Consider the following 14341-nt stretch of genomic DNA (forward strand, 5'->3'; position numbering starts at 1 on the left):
CGTTCGCGAAGGCGCTCAACGCCGGCCTCCGCGCGGCGATGACCGCGGACGACCACGTCCTGCTCATGGGCGAGGACATCGGCCCCCTCGGCGGCGTCTTCCGCGTCACCGAAGGTCTGCACGCCGAGTTCGGACCGCAGCGCGTGCTCGACACGCCGCTGGCCGAGTCGGGGATCGTCGGCACGGCGATCGGCCTGGCGATGGCGGGGTTCCGTCCCGTCATCGAGATCCAGTTCGACGGGTTCGTCTTCCCCGCGTTCGACCAGATCACGTCGCAGCTCGCGAAGCTCGCGAACCGTCACGAGGGGCACGCGCACTTCCCCCTCGTCATCCGCATTCCCTACGGCGGGCACATCGGCGCCGTCGAGCACCACCAGGAGAGCCCCGAGGCGTACTTCGCGCACACCCCGGGTCTGCGGGTCGTGTCGCCGTCGACGCCGAACGACGCGTACTGGATGATCCAGGACGCGATCGCCTCGCCCGACCCGGTCATCTTCCTCGAGCCGAAGGCGAAGTACTGGATGAAGGGCGAGGTGGATGTCGCGGAGCGGGCGCTCCCGCTGCACGCCTCCCGCGTCGTCCGCCGCGGCACCGACGTCACGCTCGTCGGTCACGGTGCGATGGTGACGACGCTCCTGCAGGCGGCCGCGCTCGCCGAGGGCGAGGGCACCTCGTGCGAGGTCATCGACATCCGCTCGCTCGCCCCGATCGACTACGAGCCGATCATCGAGTCCGTCCGCCGCACCGGCCGGATGGTCTACGCGCAGGAGGCGCCCGGCAACGTGTCGGTCGGCTCCGAGGTCGCCGCGACCGTCATGGAGAAGGCGTTCTTCGCGCTCGAGGCCCCCGTCCTGCGGGTGTCGGGCTTCGACGTGCCGTTCCCGCCCGCCAAGCTGGAGGGGCAGTACCTCCCCGACGCGGACCGCATCCTCGAGGCCGTCGACCGCGCCCTCGCCTACTGACCCCTCCGACGATGCCTCCCTACCCGCGACCCCCACACATCCGCGAGACTGCACGTGTGCATCGAGACTGCGGTTTCAGCCCGCGATTTCGGCGCGCGTCTGCAGTCTCGCGGGGATGGAGATGACATGAGCACGCAGACCTTCCACCTGCCGGACGTCGGCGAAGGCCTCACCGAGGCCGAGATCGTGCAGTGGCGCGTCGCGCCGGGCGACACGGTCGACGTGAACGACGTCCTCGTCGAGATCGAGACGGCGAAGTCGCTCGTCGAGCTGCCGTCGCCGTTCAGCGGCACGGTGGGCGACATCCTCGCCGCCGAGGGCGCGACGGTCGAGGTCGGCGCCGCGATCATCACGATCGCCGGGGGCGAGGGACAGCCGGATGCCGACATCGGCCGCTCCGAGCACGGCGAGAAGCCCGCCGAGGAGCCCGGTGGCTCGGTGCTCGTCGGCTACGGCACCGGGGGCGAGGTGAAGTCGCGCCGCCGCAAGCCGGCCGAGAAGCCGGTGACGAAGGCGGTCGGCGTCGTCGCGAAGCCGCCGATCCGCAAGCTCGCGCGCGATTTGGGTGTCGACCTGTCGGACGTGACGCCGAGCGGCGCCGCCGGCGAGGTGACCCGCGAGGACGTCGTCCGTCACGCCGAGCAGGCGTCGGTGTTCCGCAACATCGCGACGCCGGAGCTGCCCGAGGAGCGCGAGCTGTCGATCCCCGTCGCGGCACCCGCGGCATCCGTCCCCGCCCCGTCGGCGCCACCGGCGGACGCCCGCGAAGAGGCCATCACCGTCAAGGGCGTGCGCAAGGCGACCGCCAACGCGATGACCTCGAGCGCGTACACCGCGCCGCACGTGTCGGTCTGGACCGACGTCGACGCGACCCGCACGATGGAGCTCGTCAAGCGGCTGAAGGCCTCGCCCGACTTCGCCGACGTGAAGATCTCGCCGCTGCTGATCTTCTCGCGCGCGGTCATCTGGGCGCTGCGTCGCACCCCGATGATCAATGCCGCGTGGGTCGAGACCGAGAACGGCGCCGAGATCCGCGTGCGCCACTACGTGAACCTCGGCATCGCGGCGGCGACGCCGCGCGGCCTGCTCGTCCCCAACATCAAGGACGCGCAGGACCTCAACATGCGCGGCCTCGCGAAGGCGCTCGAGAAGCTCACCGTGACGGCGCGCGACGGCAAGACGACGCCCGCCGACCAGCAGGGCGGCACCTTCACCATCACGAACATCGGTGTCTTCGGGATGGATGCCGGGACCCCGATCATCAATCCGGGGGAGTCCGGCATCATCGCCATGGGCACGATCCGGCAGAAGCCGTGGGTCGTCGACGGCGAGGTGCGTCCGCGGTTCGTGACGACGGTGTCGGGCTCGTTCGACCACCGCGTCATCGACGGCGACGGCATCAGCCGCTTCATCGCCGACGTCGCCTCGGTGCTCGAGGAGCCGGCGCTGCTGCTCGACTGACGAGCCCACCGCCTCGTTGACGGCACCCCCGCGGACGCGGTAGGCATCTCCCATGGCGGTCATCAATCGCGGGTTCGGCGGTCGACGCGGCACGGGCGATCCGCGGCTGCCTCCGGGGCAGACGCTCGTCGACGACTGGCCCGTCCTGACGGCAGGCCCGACGCCCGACATCGCCCCGGAGGAATGGTCGTTCACGATCACGACCGAGACGGGCGCGCAGCACCGCTGGGACTGGGGCACCCTGCACGAGGTGGGCGTCGAGGACATCCGTACCGACATCCACTGCGTCACCCACTGGTCGCGCCTGGGAATGGCATGGCGCGGTGTCTCGGTGGACCGGCTGTTCGAGGACGTCGAGACCTCCTACGACTTCGTCATGGTGCGCACCCACGACGGCTACACGACGAACCTCCCCCTGGACGATCTGCTCGAGGGTCAGGCGTGGATCGCGACCGAGGCGGACGGCGAGCCCCTGACGGCGGAGCACGGCGGGCCGGCGCGGCTGCTCGTGCCGCATCTGTACTTCTGGAAGAGCGCCAAGTGGGTCGCCGAGATGCGGATGATGCCCACCGATGAGCCCGGGTTCTGGGAGCAGAACGGCTACCACCTCCGCGGCGACCCGTGGCGCGAGGAACGCTACTGGTGACGGAGCGGTTCCGCGCCGGGTGGCACGTGGGCCGTGTGGTCTCGCGTCGCCCCGAGACCGCGTCGGCGGTCCGTCTCGAGATCGAGGTCCCCACGTGGCCGGGGAACCACGCGGGTTCGCATCTCGACATCCGCCTCACCGCACCCGACGGCTATCAGGCGTCGCGGTCGTACTCCATCGCGTCGTCGGGACCGGCGACACGGGTCGTCCTCGCGGTCGACGAGGTGCCCTCGGGTGAGGTCTCGCCGTACCTGGTCCACGATCTCGTCGAGGGCGACGAGCTGGAAGTTCACGGACCGCTGGGTCGCTACTTCGTCTGGACGCCGGACGATCCCGACCTCGCGCCGGTGCAACTCATCGCGGGCGGTTCGGGAGTGGTGCCGCTCTACGCCATGGCCGCCGCACGGGAGCGCGAGGCGCGAGGGCCCGATTTCCGGCTGCTGTACTCGGTCCGGACGCCGGACGACGTCTTCTTCGCCGACGAACTCGCCGCACTGACGGCGACGAGCATCGACGTCGTCCACACGCGTCGCGCCCCCGCCACGGCGGCGCGGCCCCCCGGTCGGCTGACCGGGAAATCCCTCGCCGCGTCCGTCTTCCCGGCCACGGCCATGCCGCGGATCTACGTGTGCGGGCCCACGCCGTTCGTCGAGACGGTCGCCGGCTGGCTCTCGCAACTCGGCCACGACCCCGCGCGGATACGCACCGAACGCTTCGGAGGCAGTGGATGACGCACCTCGACGGCAACGCCCTCGCCGGCACCTTCGCCGACGTCTTCGGCATCGAGTTCACCGACGCGATCGGACAGTGCGCAGGATGCCGACATCGCGCCGTCCTCGCGAGGGCGCACGCCTACGTGACGGAGATGGGGGCCGTCGCGAGATGCGAGACATGCGGCGGGGTGCTCGCTGTCGTCGTGCGGACACCGACGGACGTGCTCGTCAACCTGTCGGGCCTGGCGTACGTGTCGCTCACCCGCGGCTGACCGGAGCCGGTCGGTCGGTCGAGCCGCCCGCCCTGCCGTGGAACCATCCGCCGAGGGCGTCCGCCGACTCGCGGGTCGTCGCATCGTCGTCGGCGGTCCGGAGGGCGTCGACCGCGCCGTCCGATCCGTCACCGGGGGCTGTCGGCTCGTAGCCCATGGACCACGCCGCGTACTTGCGCTCGGTCGTCTGCTCATCGAGCAGCACACGGACGTCGGTGTGGCGGGGATCGCGCCCGATGCGCTCGAGGAGTGCACGGACCGCGGCATCCGGTCCTTCGAGGATCTGGATGAAGTCGAGGTCGCGGTAGACCAGCATCCCCGTGATGCCGTCGCGGGAGTTGTTCACGCGGCTCTGGCTCAGGAGGGCGACGAGGTCGTCGTGATCGAAGGGCTCGGCCGCACGGCTCGCATAGACGATGAAGGTCAGTTGCTCGGTCATGCTCGAACTCCCCGGAGTGGTGGCGCGCCGGAGGATGCGGGTGCCCCCGGTCCGATGACAGTAACAGGCGGCGAAAACCGGCTCGGGGCTCTTGCGCAAGCCCGTGGTCATGCGCCAAGGGCCCGCGGAAGACTTGCGGGATGAGCGAGGACGAACGTCAGCGGATCACGACGGACTTCGATGAGGCGGTCAACATGACGGCGGCCGAGATCGAGAAATGGCTCGACACCGACGAATCGAAGAGCGTCGGTCAGAAGTCGGGCGGCGGCGAGTCGACCGGGCACGCGTCGGGGCGGAGGATCGTGAAGATCCTGCGGAAGAAGAAGGCCGACCTGACGGACTCCGACTACGCGCACATGAAGAAGGTGCACGGCTACGTCGCCCGCCACTCGAAGCAGCGCCCGAAGGGTGATGTCGAGGACACGGATTGGCGCTTCTCCCTGATGAACTGGGGTCATGACCCCCTCAAGTAGGGCCCTGGGAAGCAGCTCGACGATTTGAGAACGATTATCAACACCGCGTAGACTCGCGGCATGACCTCACGTGTGCCCGCACTGCTCGCCCTCTCCGTCGGATCGGTCCTCGTGCTCGCGGGCTGTGCCACCGCGACGAGCCCGGCAGCGGGCGGCGGTGACGACCGGCTGAAGGTCGTCGCGTCGACGAACGTCTACGGTTCGTTGGCCCAGGCCATCGGCGGCGACGATGTCGAGGTCACCTCGATCGTCAATTCGCTTTCGCAGGACCCGCACTCGTACGAGGCGTCGGCGCGGGACCAGCTCACCGTGTCGCAGGCCGACCTCGTCATCGAGAACGGCGGCGGCTACGACGCGTTCGTCGACGCGCTGATCGATGCGAGCGGCACCACCGCCCCCGTCATCACCGCCGTCGAGTACTCGCACGACTACCCCGGCAACGAGGGGCACTCCGACGACGCGCACGCCGAGGGCGACTCCCACGCCGAGGAGGATGACCACGCCGAGGGCGACGACCACGCGGGCCACGACCACATCGAAGGCTTCAACGAGCACGTCTGGTATGACCCGCACACGATGGAGCACGTCGTCGAGGACATCGCCCACGAACTGGGTGACCTGGATGCCGCCAAGGCCGGCACCTTCGAGGCGAACGCGAAGAAGCTCATCGACGGCATCGCCGGCCTCGAGACCTCTCTCGAGAAGATCAAGGCCGACCACGCGGGCGAGAAGATCTTCGTGACCGAGCCGGTCCCGCTGTACCTCACGGCCGCGGCCGGGCTCGAGAACGCGACCCCCGAGGCGTTCAGCGAAGCCGTCGAAGAGGGCCAGGACGTCCCGCCCGCGACCATGCTCGAGGCGACGAAGATCCTCGGCTCGGGCGAGGTCCGCACCGTCATCGTCAACGCCCAGACCGGCGGCGCCGAGACGAGCGAGGTGGAGGGCCTCGCGACGAAGGCCGACATCCCGGTGCTGAAGTTCACCGAGCTCCTGCCCGACGGGCTGACCTACCTCGAGTGGATGCAGCAGAACATCGACGAGCTGGCCGGTAGCCTGACTCGGTGACCCGCCCCCACGACATCCCCCTCCGCATCCGGGGCGCCGCGCTCCGCCGCGGCGGGCGGGAGCTCTGGAGCGGCCTCGACCTCGACGTGCAGCCGGGCGAGCTGATCGCCGTCCTCGGCCCCAGCGGGTCGGGTAAGACGACCCTGCTCCGCGCGATCCTCGGCCTCGAGGACCTGAGCGAGGGCACGGTCGAGGTGGGCGGCAAGCGCGTCCACCGCGCCGGCAACCGGGGCATCGGGTACCTCCCGCAGACCCGGCCGTTGCCGCGCGACACGGCTTTGCGCGGACGCGACCTCGTCGCGCTCGGGGTCAACGGGCACCGCTTCGGTCCGCCGATCCCGCGCCGCAAGGACCGCGAGCGGGTCGACCAACTGATCGCCGCCGTCGGCGCGACGGAGTTCGCCGACCGGCCCGTCGGCATCCTCTCCGGCGGTGAACAGCAGCGCCTGCGGGTCGGGCAGGCCCTCGCCGACGACCCGCGGCTGCTCCTGTGCGACGAACCGCTGACGAGCCTCGACCTCGCCAACCAGCAGGCCGTCGTCGGGCTCATCGACCGGCACCGCCGCAGCGGGGCCGCGGTCCTGCTCGTCACCCACGACATCAACCCGCTGCTCGGCAAGGTCGACCGCATCCTCTACATCGCGAACGGCCGCTTCACGCTCGGGAAGCCGAAGGACGTCCTCACCTCGCCGGTGCTCACGGACCTCTACGGCGCGCCGGTCTTCGTGCTGCGCGCCGGCGACCGTCTGGTCGTGGTCGGCGCGCCCGACGCCGAGGCATCCCACCACCATCACGAGGACCACGCATGAACTGGGACGACATCGCGAACGCCATGTTCGGCGGCGTGCCGGTCTACGGCGAGATCCTCGCGCTGGTGCAGAACTCGGTGTGGGCCGGGTCGATCCTCGGCCTCGTCGGCGGCCTCATCGGGGTGTTCGTGCTGCAGCGCGACATGGCGTTCGCCGTCCACGGCATCAGCGAGCTCTCGTTCGCGGGGGCGGCCGCCGCGCTGCTGATCGGAGCCGACGTCGTCACCGGGTCGATCGTCGGGTCGATGGTCGCCGCCGCCCTCATCGGGTGGCTCGGCGCGCGCGCCCGCGACCGCAACTCGATCATCGGGGTGCTCATGCCGTTCGGTCTGGGCCTCGGCATCCTCTTCCTCGCCCTCTACGACGGGCGCAGCGCGAACCGGTTCAGCCTGCTGACCGGGCAGATCGTCTCGGTGCAGTCCGACCAGCTCACGTGGCTGATCGTCATCTCCGCCGTCGTGCTCGTCGCGCTGCTGCTCATCTGGCGACCGCTGCGCTTCGACTCGCTCGACCCGCAGTCGGCGGCCGCCCGCGGCGTCCCGACGGGGCTGATCTCGCTCGCCTTCATGCTGCTGCTCGGTCTCGCCGTCGCCGTCGCCGTGCACATCATCGGCGCGCTGCTCGTCCTCGCCCTGCTCGTGACGCCCGCCGCGGCCGCCGCCCGCATCGCGCACGGTCCCGTCGCCGTGCCGCTGCTGGCCGCCCTCTTCGGCGTGGTCTCGGCGGTCGGCGGCATCCTGCTCGCCGTCGCAGGCACCCTCCCCGTCAGCCCCTACATCACGACGATCTCGTTCGTCATCTACCTCGTCTGCCGCGTCGTCGGCGACCGTCGGGGGCGGGTGCAGCGGACGGATGCCGCCCACGGCGCCCAGGCCGTCGCCAGCACACGGGCGTAGAATCCGGCCATGGCCCAGCGCAACACCTGGCAGCGCGAGCGCGTGCGTTCGGCGCTGTCCGACGCCCCCGGATTCGTGAGCGCCCAGGACCTGCACGCCGCCCTGCGCGACGAGAACACCGGCATCGGGCTCGCGACCGTCTACCGCGCCCTGGCCACCCTCGCCGCGAGCGGCGAAGCCGACCAGCTGCAGTCGCCCGACGGCGAGGCGATCTACCGCGCGTGCGCCAGCACGGGACACCACCACCACCTCATCTGCCGTGTCTGCGGCAAGGCCGTCGAGATCCAGGCCGACGAGGTCGAGACGTGGGCAAAGCGCATCGCCGCGGCGAACGGGTTCACCGACGCCGAGCACGTCGTCGACATCTTCGGCACGTGCGCGGACTGCGCCCGCACAGCGGCATCCGGGGCCCGTGCGGACTGAGGCCCGCCCCGCGGAGCCGCGTTCGACGTCGACCTCCCCCGCGGGGTCGGCCGGTCGCGGCGCGCTCTGGCTGGGGGTCGGGTTCCTCGCCGTCCTCGCGCTGATCGGGGTGGCGCTGTGGAGCCCGTCGCCCGAGCTCCCGACCCGCGCGCAGGACGGGCTGACGCTCGCCCTCAGCGTGCTCATCGAGTCGCTGCCGTTCGTCGTGCTCGGCGTGATCCTCTCGATCGTCGTGCAGGTGTGGGTGCCGCCGGGTGTCATCGAACGGTGGATGCCGCGCAACCCCTGGGGCCGTCGCGCCGTCCTCTCCCTGCTCGGCATGCTGATCCCGGTGTGCGAGTGCGGCAATGTGCCCTTCGCGCGCGGGCTCATGATGCGCGGCTTCTCGGTCGCCGAGACGCTGACCTTCCTGGTCGCGGCGCCGATCGTCAACCCGATCGTGATCATCACGACCCACCAGGCATTCGGGTTCGATGACGGCATCCTGGTCGCCCGCCTGCTCGGCGGCTACCTCATCGCGAACGTCATCGGGTGGCTGTACAGCCGGCATCCCGATCAGAACGCCCTCGTCACCGACCGCTTCCGCGACGCGTGCCTCGCCGAGCAGGGCGTGACTGGCGACCGCGGGCGGCGCAGCCTCGCCCAGTTCGTCGTCGAGCTGCGCGCGGTCATGCCGGCGCTCATCATCGGGTCGGCGGTCGCCGGAGCCGTGCAGGTCGTCGTGCCGCGCGACGTGCTGCTGTCGATCGGATCGAACCCCGCGCTGTCGATCGCGGCGATGATCCTGCTCGCGATGATCGTGTCGATCTGCTCGAACGTCGACTCGTTCTTCGCGCTGTCGTTCGCCTCGACGTTCACCCCGGGCGCGATCGTCGCGTTCCTGCTCGTCGGGCCCCTCGTCGACGTCAAGATGCTCGCCCTCCTGCGGACGACCTTCCGCACCCGCGTCCTCGGTGTGCTGGTGGTCGCCGTCGTCCTCGCGGCCGCCGCGATCGGAGGGGTGGTGAACCTCCTTGCGTGACACGGTCTGGTTCCGGATGCTGGGCGTCGGCGCCGTGGCATCCGTCGCCGCCCTGACGATCGCCCTCGCGGTCACCGGTCGGCTCGGGCTCTACATCAACCCCGACTCGTCGTGGTTCGCCGTGTCGATGGCGGTGCTCGTGCTCGTGGGCGTCGTGCTCAGCGTCCTGCTGCCGCTCGGCGCCGCCGAGGATCACGGCCACGACCACGGCGACGAACCGGCGCACGACCACGACCACGACCAGCACGCCCCGCGCTCGCCCCGCCGGCTCGCGGGCACCGTGGCGACCACCGCGGGCGGGGTGCTCGCGCTCGGCTTCGCGGGCACGATGCTGGTCGTCCCGCCGGCGACGCTCTCGGCCGAGCTCGCCGCGTCGCGCGACACCGGCGCTGCTCCGCTGTTCCAGGGTGCCGACACCGTCGCGCTCGCGATCACCGGCGACACCGCGTCGTTCGGCATCGGCGACTGGGCGAGCGTGTTCGCGACCGCGACCGATCCCGAGGTGTTCGACGGCACCGAGATCTCGCTCACCGGTTTCGCCGCGCCCGGCGACGACGGCTTCGACCTGACGCGCCTGATCATCACGCACTGCGTCATCGACGCCCAGCCGGCGAGTCTGCCGGTCGCGACGGGCGAGATCCCGAGCGACGGCCAGTGGGTCACGGTCACCGGCACCATCCGCGACGTGGACGGGCAGTTGCGGGTGGATGCGGCATCCGTCACCCCCGTCGACGAGCCCGAGGACCCGTATGAGTTCTGACGGCCGCCGGGCCCAGCGCCGTCGTCGTCTGGCCCGCGGGTTCTCGCTGCGCGTCGTCGCCGTCGTGATCGTGCTCGGCGTCGTCGCCGTCGCCGCCGGGGTCGTGACGACGCTGCAGGGGCCGCGGGTGACCTCGGTGCAGTCCGATGCGACCGCCGCGGTCTCGTCGGCGGGGTCGCGGTTCATCTTCGAGACGACGCAGTCGCTGCAGGAGGTGGATGCCGCCCAGGTCACCGTCACGCCGGCGGCATCCTTCTCCGTCGACACCTCGGGGCGCAGCGTCGGCATCCGCTTCACCGACCCGCTGTGGGACGAGACGACCTACACGATCCGGATCGACGGGCTCGCGGGTGTCGGCGGCGGACCGACCTCGACGATCGAGGAGTCGTTCACGACCCCGAAGCTGCACGCCTTCGTCCTGCAGCGCAGCGAGGGCGGCGACAAGATCTACCGCGTCGACCTCGCTGGCGACGCGACCCCGGTGTTCGAGGCCGACCACATCGAGGACTTCCGCTCGACCGCGGGGCACCTCGTCGTCTCGACCCTCGAGGACGGCACCTCGCACCTCGTCGTCACGCGCGCCGACGGGTCGCACCCGCAGGAGCTGACCCTGCCCGGCACCGGGATCGTCACCAACCTGCAGAGCGCCGAGCGCGGCAACACGATCGGGTACACGTACACGGATGCCGACCTCTCGGCATCCGGCGGACGCGAGAGTCTGCTCTTCACGGGGTCGACGGCCGACCCGAGCGCGAAGCCCGCCGAGATCGCGGTGTCGGGCGCCGACCCGCGCGTCGAGGACTGGCGGTTCGTGCCCGGCACCGACAGCATCCTCATGCTCACCTTCGACGGCGCGCTCAGCCTCGTCTCGCCCTCCGGCGGGGCGCCCGTCGAGCTCGGCAACGCGATCGGCATCGACGACCTCGCTGGAACGACCGCCTTCATCGAGCGCGTCGACGGCCCCGCGGTGGTGGACCTGACCACCGCGGACGAGAAGCCGTTGCCGCCGACGCCCGCCGACCTCGGCCAGACCGGGTCGGTGACCGCGCTCGCCGACGGCTCCACCCTCCGCGCCCTCACGCCCTTCGACGGCATGACGCCGCTCGCGACGACGGTCACACGAGTGGATGCCGACGGTGCCGCCACCCCCGTGGCCGAGGTCGCGCCGACCGACGCGCTGCTGCAGACGTGCGTGTCGCCGAGCGGCCGGTACGCCGCCCTCGTCGTCGCGCCCGACATCGTCACCGACACGTACGACGGGTACCTGCTGCCGCTGCCCACGAAGCTCGAGACCCGGATCTACACGCTCGACGGCACGCAGGTCGTGGCGCTGCGCGGATTCGACATCTCCTGGTGTCGCAAGGCCCCGGCGCTGTGAGTGCCCTCGTCCCCGCCACCCGCGAGGCCCTGGAGGGGCTCCCGGCCGACGTCGCGCCGACGCTGCTCGGTGGGGAGCTGCGGGTGACGACGGCGGGCGGGCTCGTCGCGCTGCGGATCACCGAGGTCGAGGCGTACCACGGGCGCGGCACCGGCGTGCTCGCCGACCCGGGCTCGCACGCGCGCATGGGTCCGACCGCCCGCAACGCGACGATGTGGGGCGAACCCGGCCACCTGTACGTGTACTTGAGCCACGGCATCCATTCGTGCGTCAACGTCGTGTGCGGCCCCGAGGGTGTCGCCGGCGGAATCCTGCTGCGCGCGGGCGAGGTCGTCGAGGGGCAGGATGCCGCGCACGCCCGCCGTCCCGCCGCGCGCCTCGCGCGCGACCTGGCCCGCGGACCGGGTCGGCTCGGCGACGCGGTGGGGCTGCGGCATCCGATCCACGACGGCATCGACGCCGTCACCGGCGCGGAGCAGGCCGGCGCGCGTGCGCGGCTCTTCGTGCGCGCGGAGCCGCTCGGCGGGATCGCGACCGGACCCCGCGTCGGGGTCGCGGGCGTCGCCGGGACGGACGCGTTCCCGTGGCGCTTCTGGATCCCGGGCGACCCGACGGTGTCGGCGTTCCGCTGGGGGCGCGGCGCGCGCGAGGCCGCCGGCGGTTGAGCCGGTGCCGGTTGCCGAGGAGATGACGGTTATCGAGGAGCGGATGCCGCGGCTCGGCCCGCGGGAGCCTCCATCTCCTCGCGAAGCGACGGCTAGGCGGCGCAGGTCGCGAGGATCGCGTCGAGCAGCGCGCGCACGTGCGGTCGGCGCGTGGCGCTGCGCCCGGCGGTGAGCGACACCGTCCACGGCGGGACGGGGTCGGACAGCGGCACCGTGACGCAGCCCGCGGTGTCGACGACGTCGGGCACGACGGCGACCCCGAGGCCGGCGGCGACATAGCGCGGCACGTCGGGCAGCTCGCCGAGCTCGGCCGAGACGCGGCGGCTGATGCCTCGCCGCGCCAGCTCGGTCTCGAGCTGCACGCGGTTGCCGTACCCGGGCAGCACGTCGACCCAGTCGTCACCCGCCAGGTCGGCGAGGGCGAGCGCGCGGTCCGCGGCGCGCGCATGCCCGGGCGGCAGCAGCGCGACGTAGGGGTAGGCGCCGAGTTCCCAGGCGCTCATGCCGGCCGGGGGAGTGACCGCGGTGAGCGCGAGGTCGAGCCGGTCGCGCTGCAGGTCGTCGAGCAGGCCGACCGACCCCGTCGGCGACACGCTCAGCCGGATGTCGACGAGCGGATGCGACCGGCGGAAGCCGCCGAGGAACCCCGGCAGGTCGATGATCCGCAGGCCCGCGAACGTCCCGATGCGGATGCGGCCGCGCAGCCCCGTCCCGGATTCGCCGGCGACCTGGCGCACGGCGGCGACGTCGTCGAGCACGGCGCGGGCGAGGGGCAGCAGCGTCTCACCCGCGGGCGTCAGCTGCACCGCCTTCGTGGTCCGCTCGAGCAGTCGCACCCCGAGATCGCGCTCGAGGCTCTGCAGACCGGCCGAGACCGTGGACTGCGCCGCGAACAGACGAGCGGATGCCGCGGTCACACTCCGCTCGTCGGCGACGGTCACGAAGTACTCGAGCAGCCGGGTCTCCATGCCGCGATCATAGAGCGCGTCGATGACTGCGTTCGAACAGATTCGTTGGACTCGATGCGTGATGTTGCCGCATCATCGACGCATGACCAGCACGATCGACATCCGCTCGCTCGCCGCGCCGACCCTCGCGGTCCGGCGGCCGCGGCGTCTGTCGCATCGCGCCGGGTTCTGGGTGACGGCCGCGACCTTCTTCGCGCTCATGGCCTTCAACACGGTGCCCACCCCGCTCTACGCCGTCTACCAGGAGCGCGACGGGTTCCCGACGTTCCTCATCACGGTGATGTTCGCGGCGTACTCGGTCGGCGTGATGGTCTCGCTCTGGCTCGCCGGTCACCTCAGTGACCGGGTGGGGCGGCGTCCGCTGATCCTCGCCGCCACCGGGATCGAGATCGTCGCGGCGATCATGTTCGTGCTCTGGCAGGACACCGCCGGCATCGTCGCCTCCCGCCTCGTCGCGGGTCTCGGCATCGGCATCCTCACCGCGTCGGCGACGGCCCACCTCGCCGACCTGCGCCGCGCCCACCGGCCCGACAGCACGGCGTTCGCCGCGACGGTCGCGGGCATCGCCAACATGGGCGGTCTGGCGATCGGGCCGCTCATCGGCGGCGCGTTCGCGGAGTTCGCGCCCGCGCCGCTCGTGCTGCCGTACGTCGTGTTCGTCCTCGCGTTCCTCGGCCTCGGACTCGCGTACATGCTGGTTCCCGAGACGGTCGAGCGGCCGGCCGAGCCCTTCCGCTACCGCCCGCAGCGGGTGCGGATCCCCGCCGAGGGTCGCCGCGCGTACTGGGCGGCCGGCGTCGCCGCGTTCGCCGCCTTCGCGGTGACGGGACTGTTCGGCTCGGTCGCGCCGACGTTCCTCGCCCGCATCCTGGGGCAGACCGATCGCCTTGCTGCGGGTGCGGTCACCTTCTCGGTGTTCGGGGCGGCGGCGCTCGCGCAGGTCGTGTTCGCGCGTCTCGCGATGCGCGACCAGCTGCGCGTCGGCATCGGCGCGATGGTGGCGGGGCTCGTGTTCCTCGGCGCGGCCGACCTGGTCGGGTCGGGTGCGCTGTTCGTCGCCGGCGGGGTGGTCGCCGGTGCCGGCGTGGGGCTGCTGTTCCGCGGCGCGCTGGCGATCGCGGGTGCGCTCGCCGATGCGCGCACGCGCAGCGAGATCACCTCGGGCATCTTCCTGCTGGCCTTCGCGGGCATGACGGTCCCGCCGCTCGCCGTCGGTGCGGCGCTGCTGGTCATTCCGCTGGTCCCGGTGTTCCTGACGTTCGTCGTGCTCGTCCTGGCCCTCACCGTCTGGGCCGGCGCCGTCGTCCTGCGCGAGAGCGCCCGCTGACGCGGGCCCGGCGGCGGCGTCGTCCGCGAAGCGACGCGGGAACACGCGCGGGTGCCCGGGTGT

Annotated in this window: 17 protein-coding genes; 15 read left to right on the plus strand and 2 right to left on the minus strand. The window is 71.8% G+C overall.

What is annotated here, in order from left to right:
• Positions 1-38: 38 nt before the first annotated feature.
• From Q9S71_RS05700 to Q9S71_RS05720, 5 genes are all read left to right on the plus strand, one after another.
• Entirely contained in the window at positions 39-962 is a 924-nt protein-coding gene (locus Q9S71_RS05700; RefSeq protein ID WP_422880347.1) for an alpha-ketoacid dehydrogenase subunit beta, read from the plus strand.
• 126 nt (positions 963-1088) lie between these two features.
• Entirely contained in the window at positions 1089-2423 is a 1335-nt protein-coding gene (locus Q9S71_RS05705) for a dihydrolipoamide acetyltransferase family protein (RefSeq protein WP_311861099.1), read from the plus strand.
• Positions 2424-2475: 52 nt separating this feature from the next.
• Entirely contained in the window at positions 2476-3069 is a 594-nt protein-coding gene (locus Q9S71_RS05710) for a molybdopterin-dependent oxidoreductase (protein WP_311861101.1), read from the plus strand.
• On the plus strand, positions 3066-3800 hold the full coding sequence (locus tag Q9S71_RS05715) for an FAD-binding oxidoreductase (RefSeq protein WP_311861103.1): 735 nt from the start codon (positions 3066-3068) through the stop codon (positions 3798-3800). Before Q9S71_RS05710 ends, Q9S71_RS05715 begins: the two co-directional genes overlap by 4 nt.
• Positions 3797-4054 (plus strand): DUF6510 family protein, encoded by a 258-nt coding sequence (locus Q9S71_RS05720; protein ID WP_311861104.1) that lies wholly within the window; start codon positions 3797-3799, stop codon positions 4052-4054. Before Q9S71_RS05715 ends, Q9S71_RS05720 begins: the two co-directional genes overlap by 4 nt.
• Here Q9S71_RS05720 and Q9S71_RS05725 read toward each other — a convergent pair.
• Positions 4041-4493 (minus strand): BLUF domain-containing protein, encoded by a 453-nt coding sequence (locus Q9S71_RS05725; RefSeq protein ID WP_311861105.1) that lies wholly within the window; start codon positions 4491-4493, stop codon positions 4041-4043. The genes Q9S71_RS05720 and Q9S71_RS05725 overlap by 14 nt on opposite strands.
• Positions 4494-4633: 140 nt before the next feature.
• On the opposite strand from Q9S71_RS05725, the gene Q9S71_RS05730 reads away from it, so the two are divergent.
• Genes Q9S71_RS05730 through Q9S71_RS05770 form a run of 9 tightly spaced genes read left to right on the plus strand, consistent with a single transcriptional unit; the run spans position 4634 to position 11983 of the window.
• The gene (locus tag Q9S71_RS05730; protein ID WP_311861106.1) at positions 4634-4966 is read left to right on the plus strand and encodes a DUF3140 domain-containing protein; all 333 of its coding nucleotides are present in this window, start codon (positions 4634-4636) and stop codon (positions 4964-4966) included.
• Between the two features lie 60 nt (positions 4967-5026).
• Entirely contained in the window at positions 5027-6031 is a 1005-nt protein-coding gene (locus Q9S71_RS05735) for a metal ABC transporter solute-binding protein, Zn/Mn family (protein ID WP_311861107.1), read from the plus strand.
• A complete protein-coding gene (locus tag Q9S71_RS05740; protein WP_311861108.1) occupies positions 6028-6840 on the plus strand; it encodes a metal ABC transporter ATP-binding protein in 813 nt (270 codons plus the stop codon). The genes Q9S71_RS05735 and Q9S71_RS05740 overlap by 4 nt, the downstream gene beginning before the upstream one ends.
• Complete coding sequence (locus tag Q9S71_RS05745; protein ID WP_311861109.1) at positions 6837-7736, plus strand: metal ABC transporter permease; 900 nt, start codon at positions 6837-6839, stop codon at positions 7734-7736. Before Q9S71_RS05740 ends, Q9S71_RS05745 begins: the two co-directional genes overlap by 4 nt.
• A gap of 9 nt (positions 7737-7745) precedes the next feature.
• On the plus strand, positions 7746-8159 hold the full coding sequence (locus Q9S71_RS05750; RefSeq protein WP_064002682.1) for a Fur family transcriptional regulator: 414 nt from the start codon (positions 7746-7748) through the stop codon (positions 8157-8159).
• The gene (locus Q9S71_RS05755) at positions 8149-9180 is read left to right on the plus strand and encodes a permease (RefSeq protein ID WP_311861110.1); all 1032 of its coding nucleotides are present in this window, start codon (positions 8149-8151) and stop codon (positions 9178-9180) included. The genes Q9S71_RS05750 and Q9S71_RS05755 overlap by 11 nt, the downstream gene beginning before the upstream one ends.
• Before the next feature lie 16 nt (positions 9181-9196).
• Positions 9197-9940, plus strand: coding sequence for a TIGR03943 family putative permease subunit (locus Q9S71_RS05760; RefSeq protein ID WP_311861702.1), 744 nt, complete (start codon positions 9197-9199; stop codon positions 9938-9940).
• Positions 9930-11318: a hypothetical protein gene (locus Q9S71_RS05765; RefSeq protein ID WP_311861111.1), complete on the plus strand. Its 1389-nt coding sequence runs from the start codon at positions 9930-9932 to the stop codon at positions 11316-11318. Before Q9S71_RS05760 ends, Q9S71_RS05765 begins: the two co-directional genes overlap by 11 nt.
• On the plus strand, positions 11315-11983 hold the full coding sequence (locus Q9S71_RS05770) for a DNA-3-methyladenine glycosylase (protein ID WP_311861112.1): 669 nt from the start codon (positions 11315-11317) through the stop codon (positions 11981-11983). The genes Q9S71_RS05765 and Q9S71_RS05770 overlap by 4 nt, the downstream gene beginning before the upstream one ends.
• A gap of 92 nt (positions 11984-12075) precedes the next feature.
• Here the strand turns inward: Q9S71_RS05770 and Q9S71_RS05775 are convergent, their stop codons facing one another.
• Entirely contained in the window at positions 12076-12951 is an 876-nt protein-coding gene (locus tag Q9S71_RS05775) for a LysR family transcriptional regulator (protein ID WP_311861114.1), read from the minus strand.
• Between the two features lie 82 nt (positions 12952-13033).
• On the opposite strand from Q9S71_RS05775, the gene Q9S71_RS05780 reads away from it, so the two are divergent.
• Positions 13034-14278 (plus strand): MFS transporter, encoded by a 1245-nt coding sequence (locus Q9S71_RS05780; RefSeq protein WP_311861115.1) that lies wholly within the window; start codon positions 13034-13036, stop codon positions 14276-14278.
• Positions 14279-14341 lie beyond the last annotated feature (63 nt).

The sequence above is a fragment of the Microbacterium gawkjiense genome (genome assembly GCF_031932225.1).
Taxonomy (GTDB): Bacteria; Actinomycetota; Actinomycetes; order Actinomycetales; family Microbacteriaceae; genus Microbacterium; species Microbacterium gawkjiense.

What these genes read in the sequence shown, in the direction of transcription:
- Q9S71_RS05750 (WP_064002682.1), top strand. Translation starts at nt 7,746, where the DNA reads ATGGCCCAGCGCAACACCTGGCAGCGCGAGCGCGTGCGTTCGGCGCTG.
- Q9S71_RS05745 (WP_311861109.1), top strand. Translation starts at nt 6,837, where the DNA reads ATGAACTGGGACGACATCGCGAACGCCATGTTCGGCGGCGTGCCGGTC.
- Q9S71_RS05700 (WP_422880347.1), top strand. Translation starts at nt 39, where the DNA reads ATGACCGCGGACGACCACGTCCTGCTCATGGGCGAGGACATCGGCCCC.
- Q9S71_RS05735 (WP_311861107.1), top strand. Translation starts at nt 5,027, where the DNA reads ATGACCTCACGTGTGCCCGCACTGCTCGCCCTCTCCGTCGGATCGGTC.
- Q9S71_RS05765 (WP_311861111.1), top strand. Translation starts at nt 9,930, where the DNA reads ATGAGTTCTGACGGCCGCCGGGCCCAGCGCCGTCGTCGTCTGGCCCGC.
- Q9S71_RS05720 (WP_311861104.1), top strand. Translation starts at nt 3,797, where the DNA reads ATGACGCACCTCGACGGCAACGCCCTCGCCGGCACCTTCGCCGACGTC.
- Q9S71_RS05780 (WP_311861115.1), top strand. Translation starts at nt 13,034, where the DNA reads ATGACCAGCACGATCGACATCCGCTCGCTCGCCGCGCCGACCCTCGCG.
- Q9S71_RS05775 (WP_311861114.1), bottom strand. Translation starts at nt 12,951, where the DNA reads ATGGAGACCCGGCTGCTCGAGTACTTCGTGACCGTCGCCGACGAGCGG.
- Q9S71_RS05725 (WP_311861105.1), bottom strand. Translation starts at nt 4,493, where the DNA reads ATGACCGAGCAACTGACCTTCATCGTCTATGCGAGCCGTGCGGCCGAG.
- Q9S71_RS05705 (WP_311861099.1), top strand. Translation starts at nt 1,089, where the DNA reads ATGAGCACGCAGACCTTCCACCTGCCGGACGTCGGCGAAGGCCTCACC.
- Q9S71_RS05730 (WP_311861106.1), top strand. Translation starts at nt 4,634, where the DNA reads ATGAGCGAGGACGAACGTCAGCGGATCACGACGGACTTCGATGAGGCG.
- Q9S71_RS05760 (WP_311861702.1), top strand. Translation starts at nt 9,197, where the DNA reads ATGCTGGGCGTCGGCGCCGTGGCATCCGTCGCCGCCCTGACGATCGCC.
- Q9S71_RS05710 (WP_311861101.1), top strand. Translation starts at nt 2,476, where the DNA reads ATGGCGGTCATCAATCGCGGGTTCGGCGGTCGACGCGGCACGGGCGAT.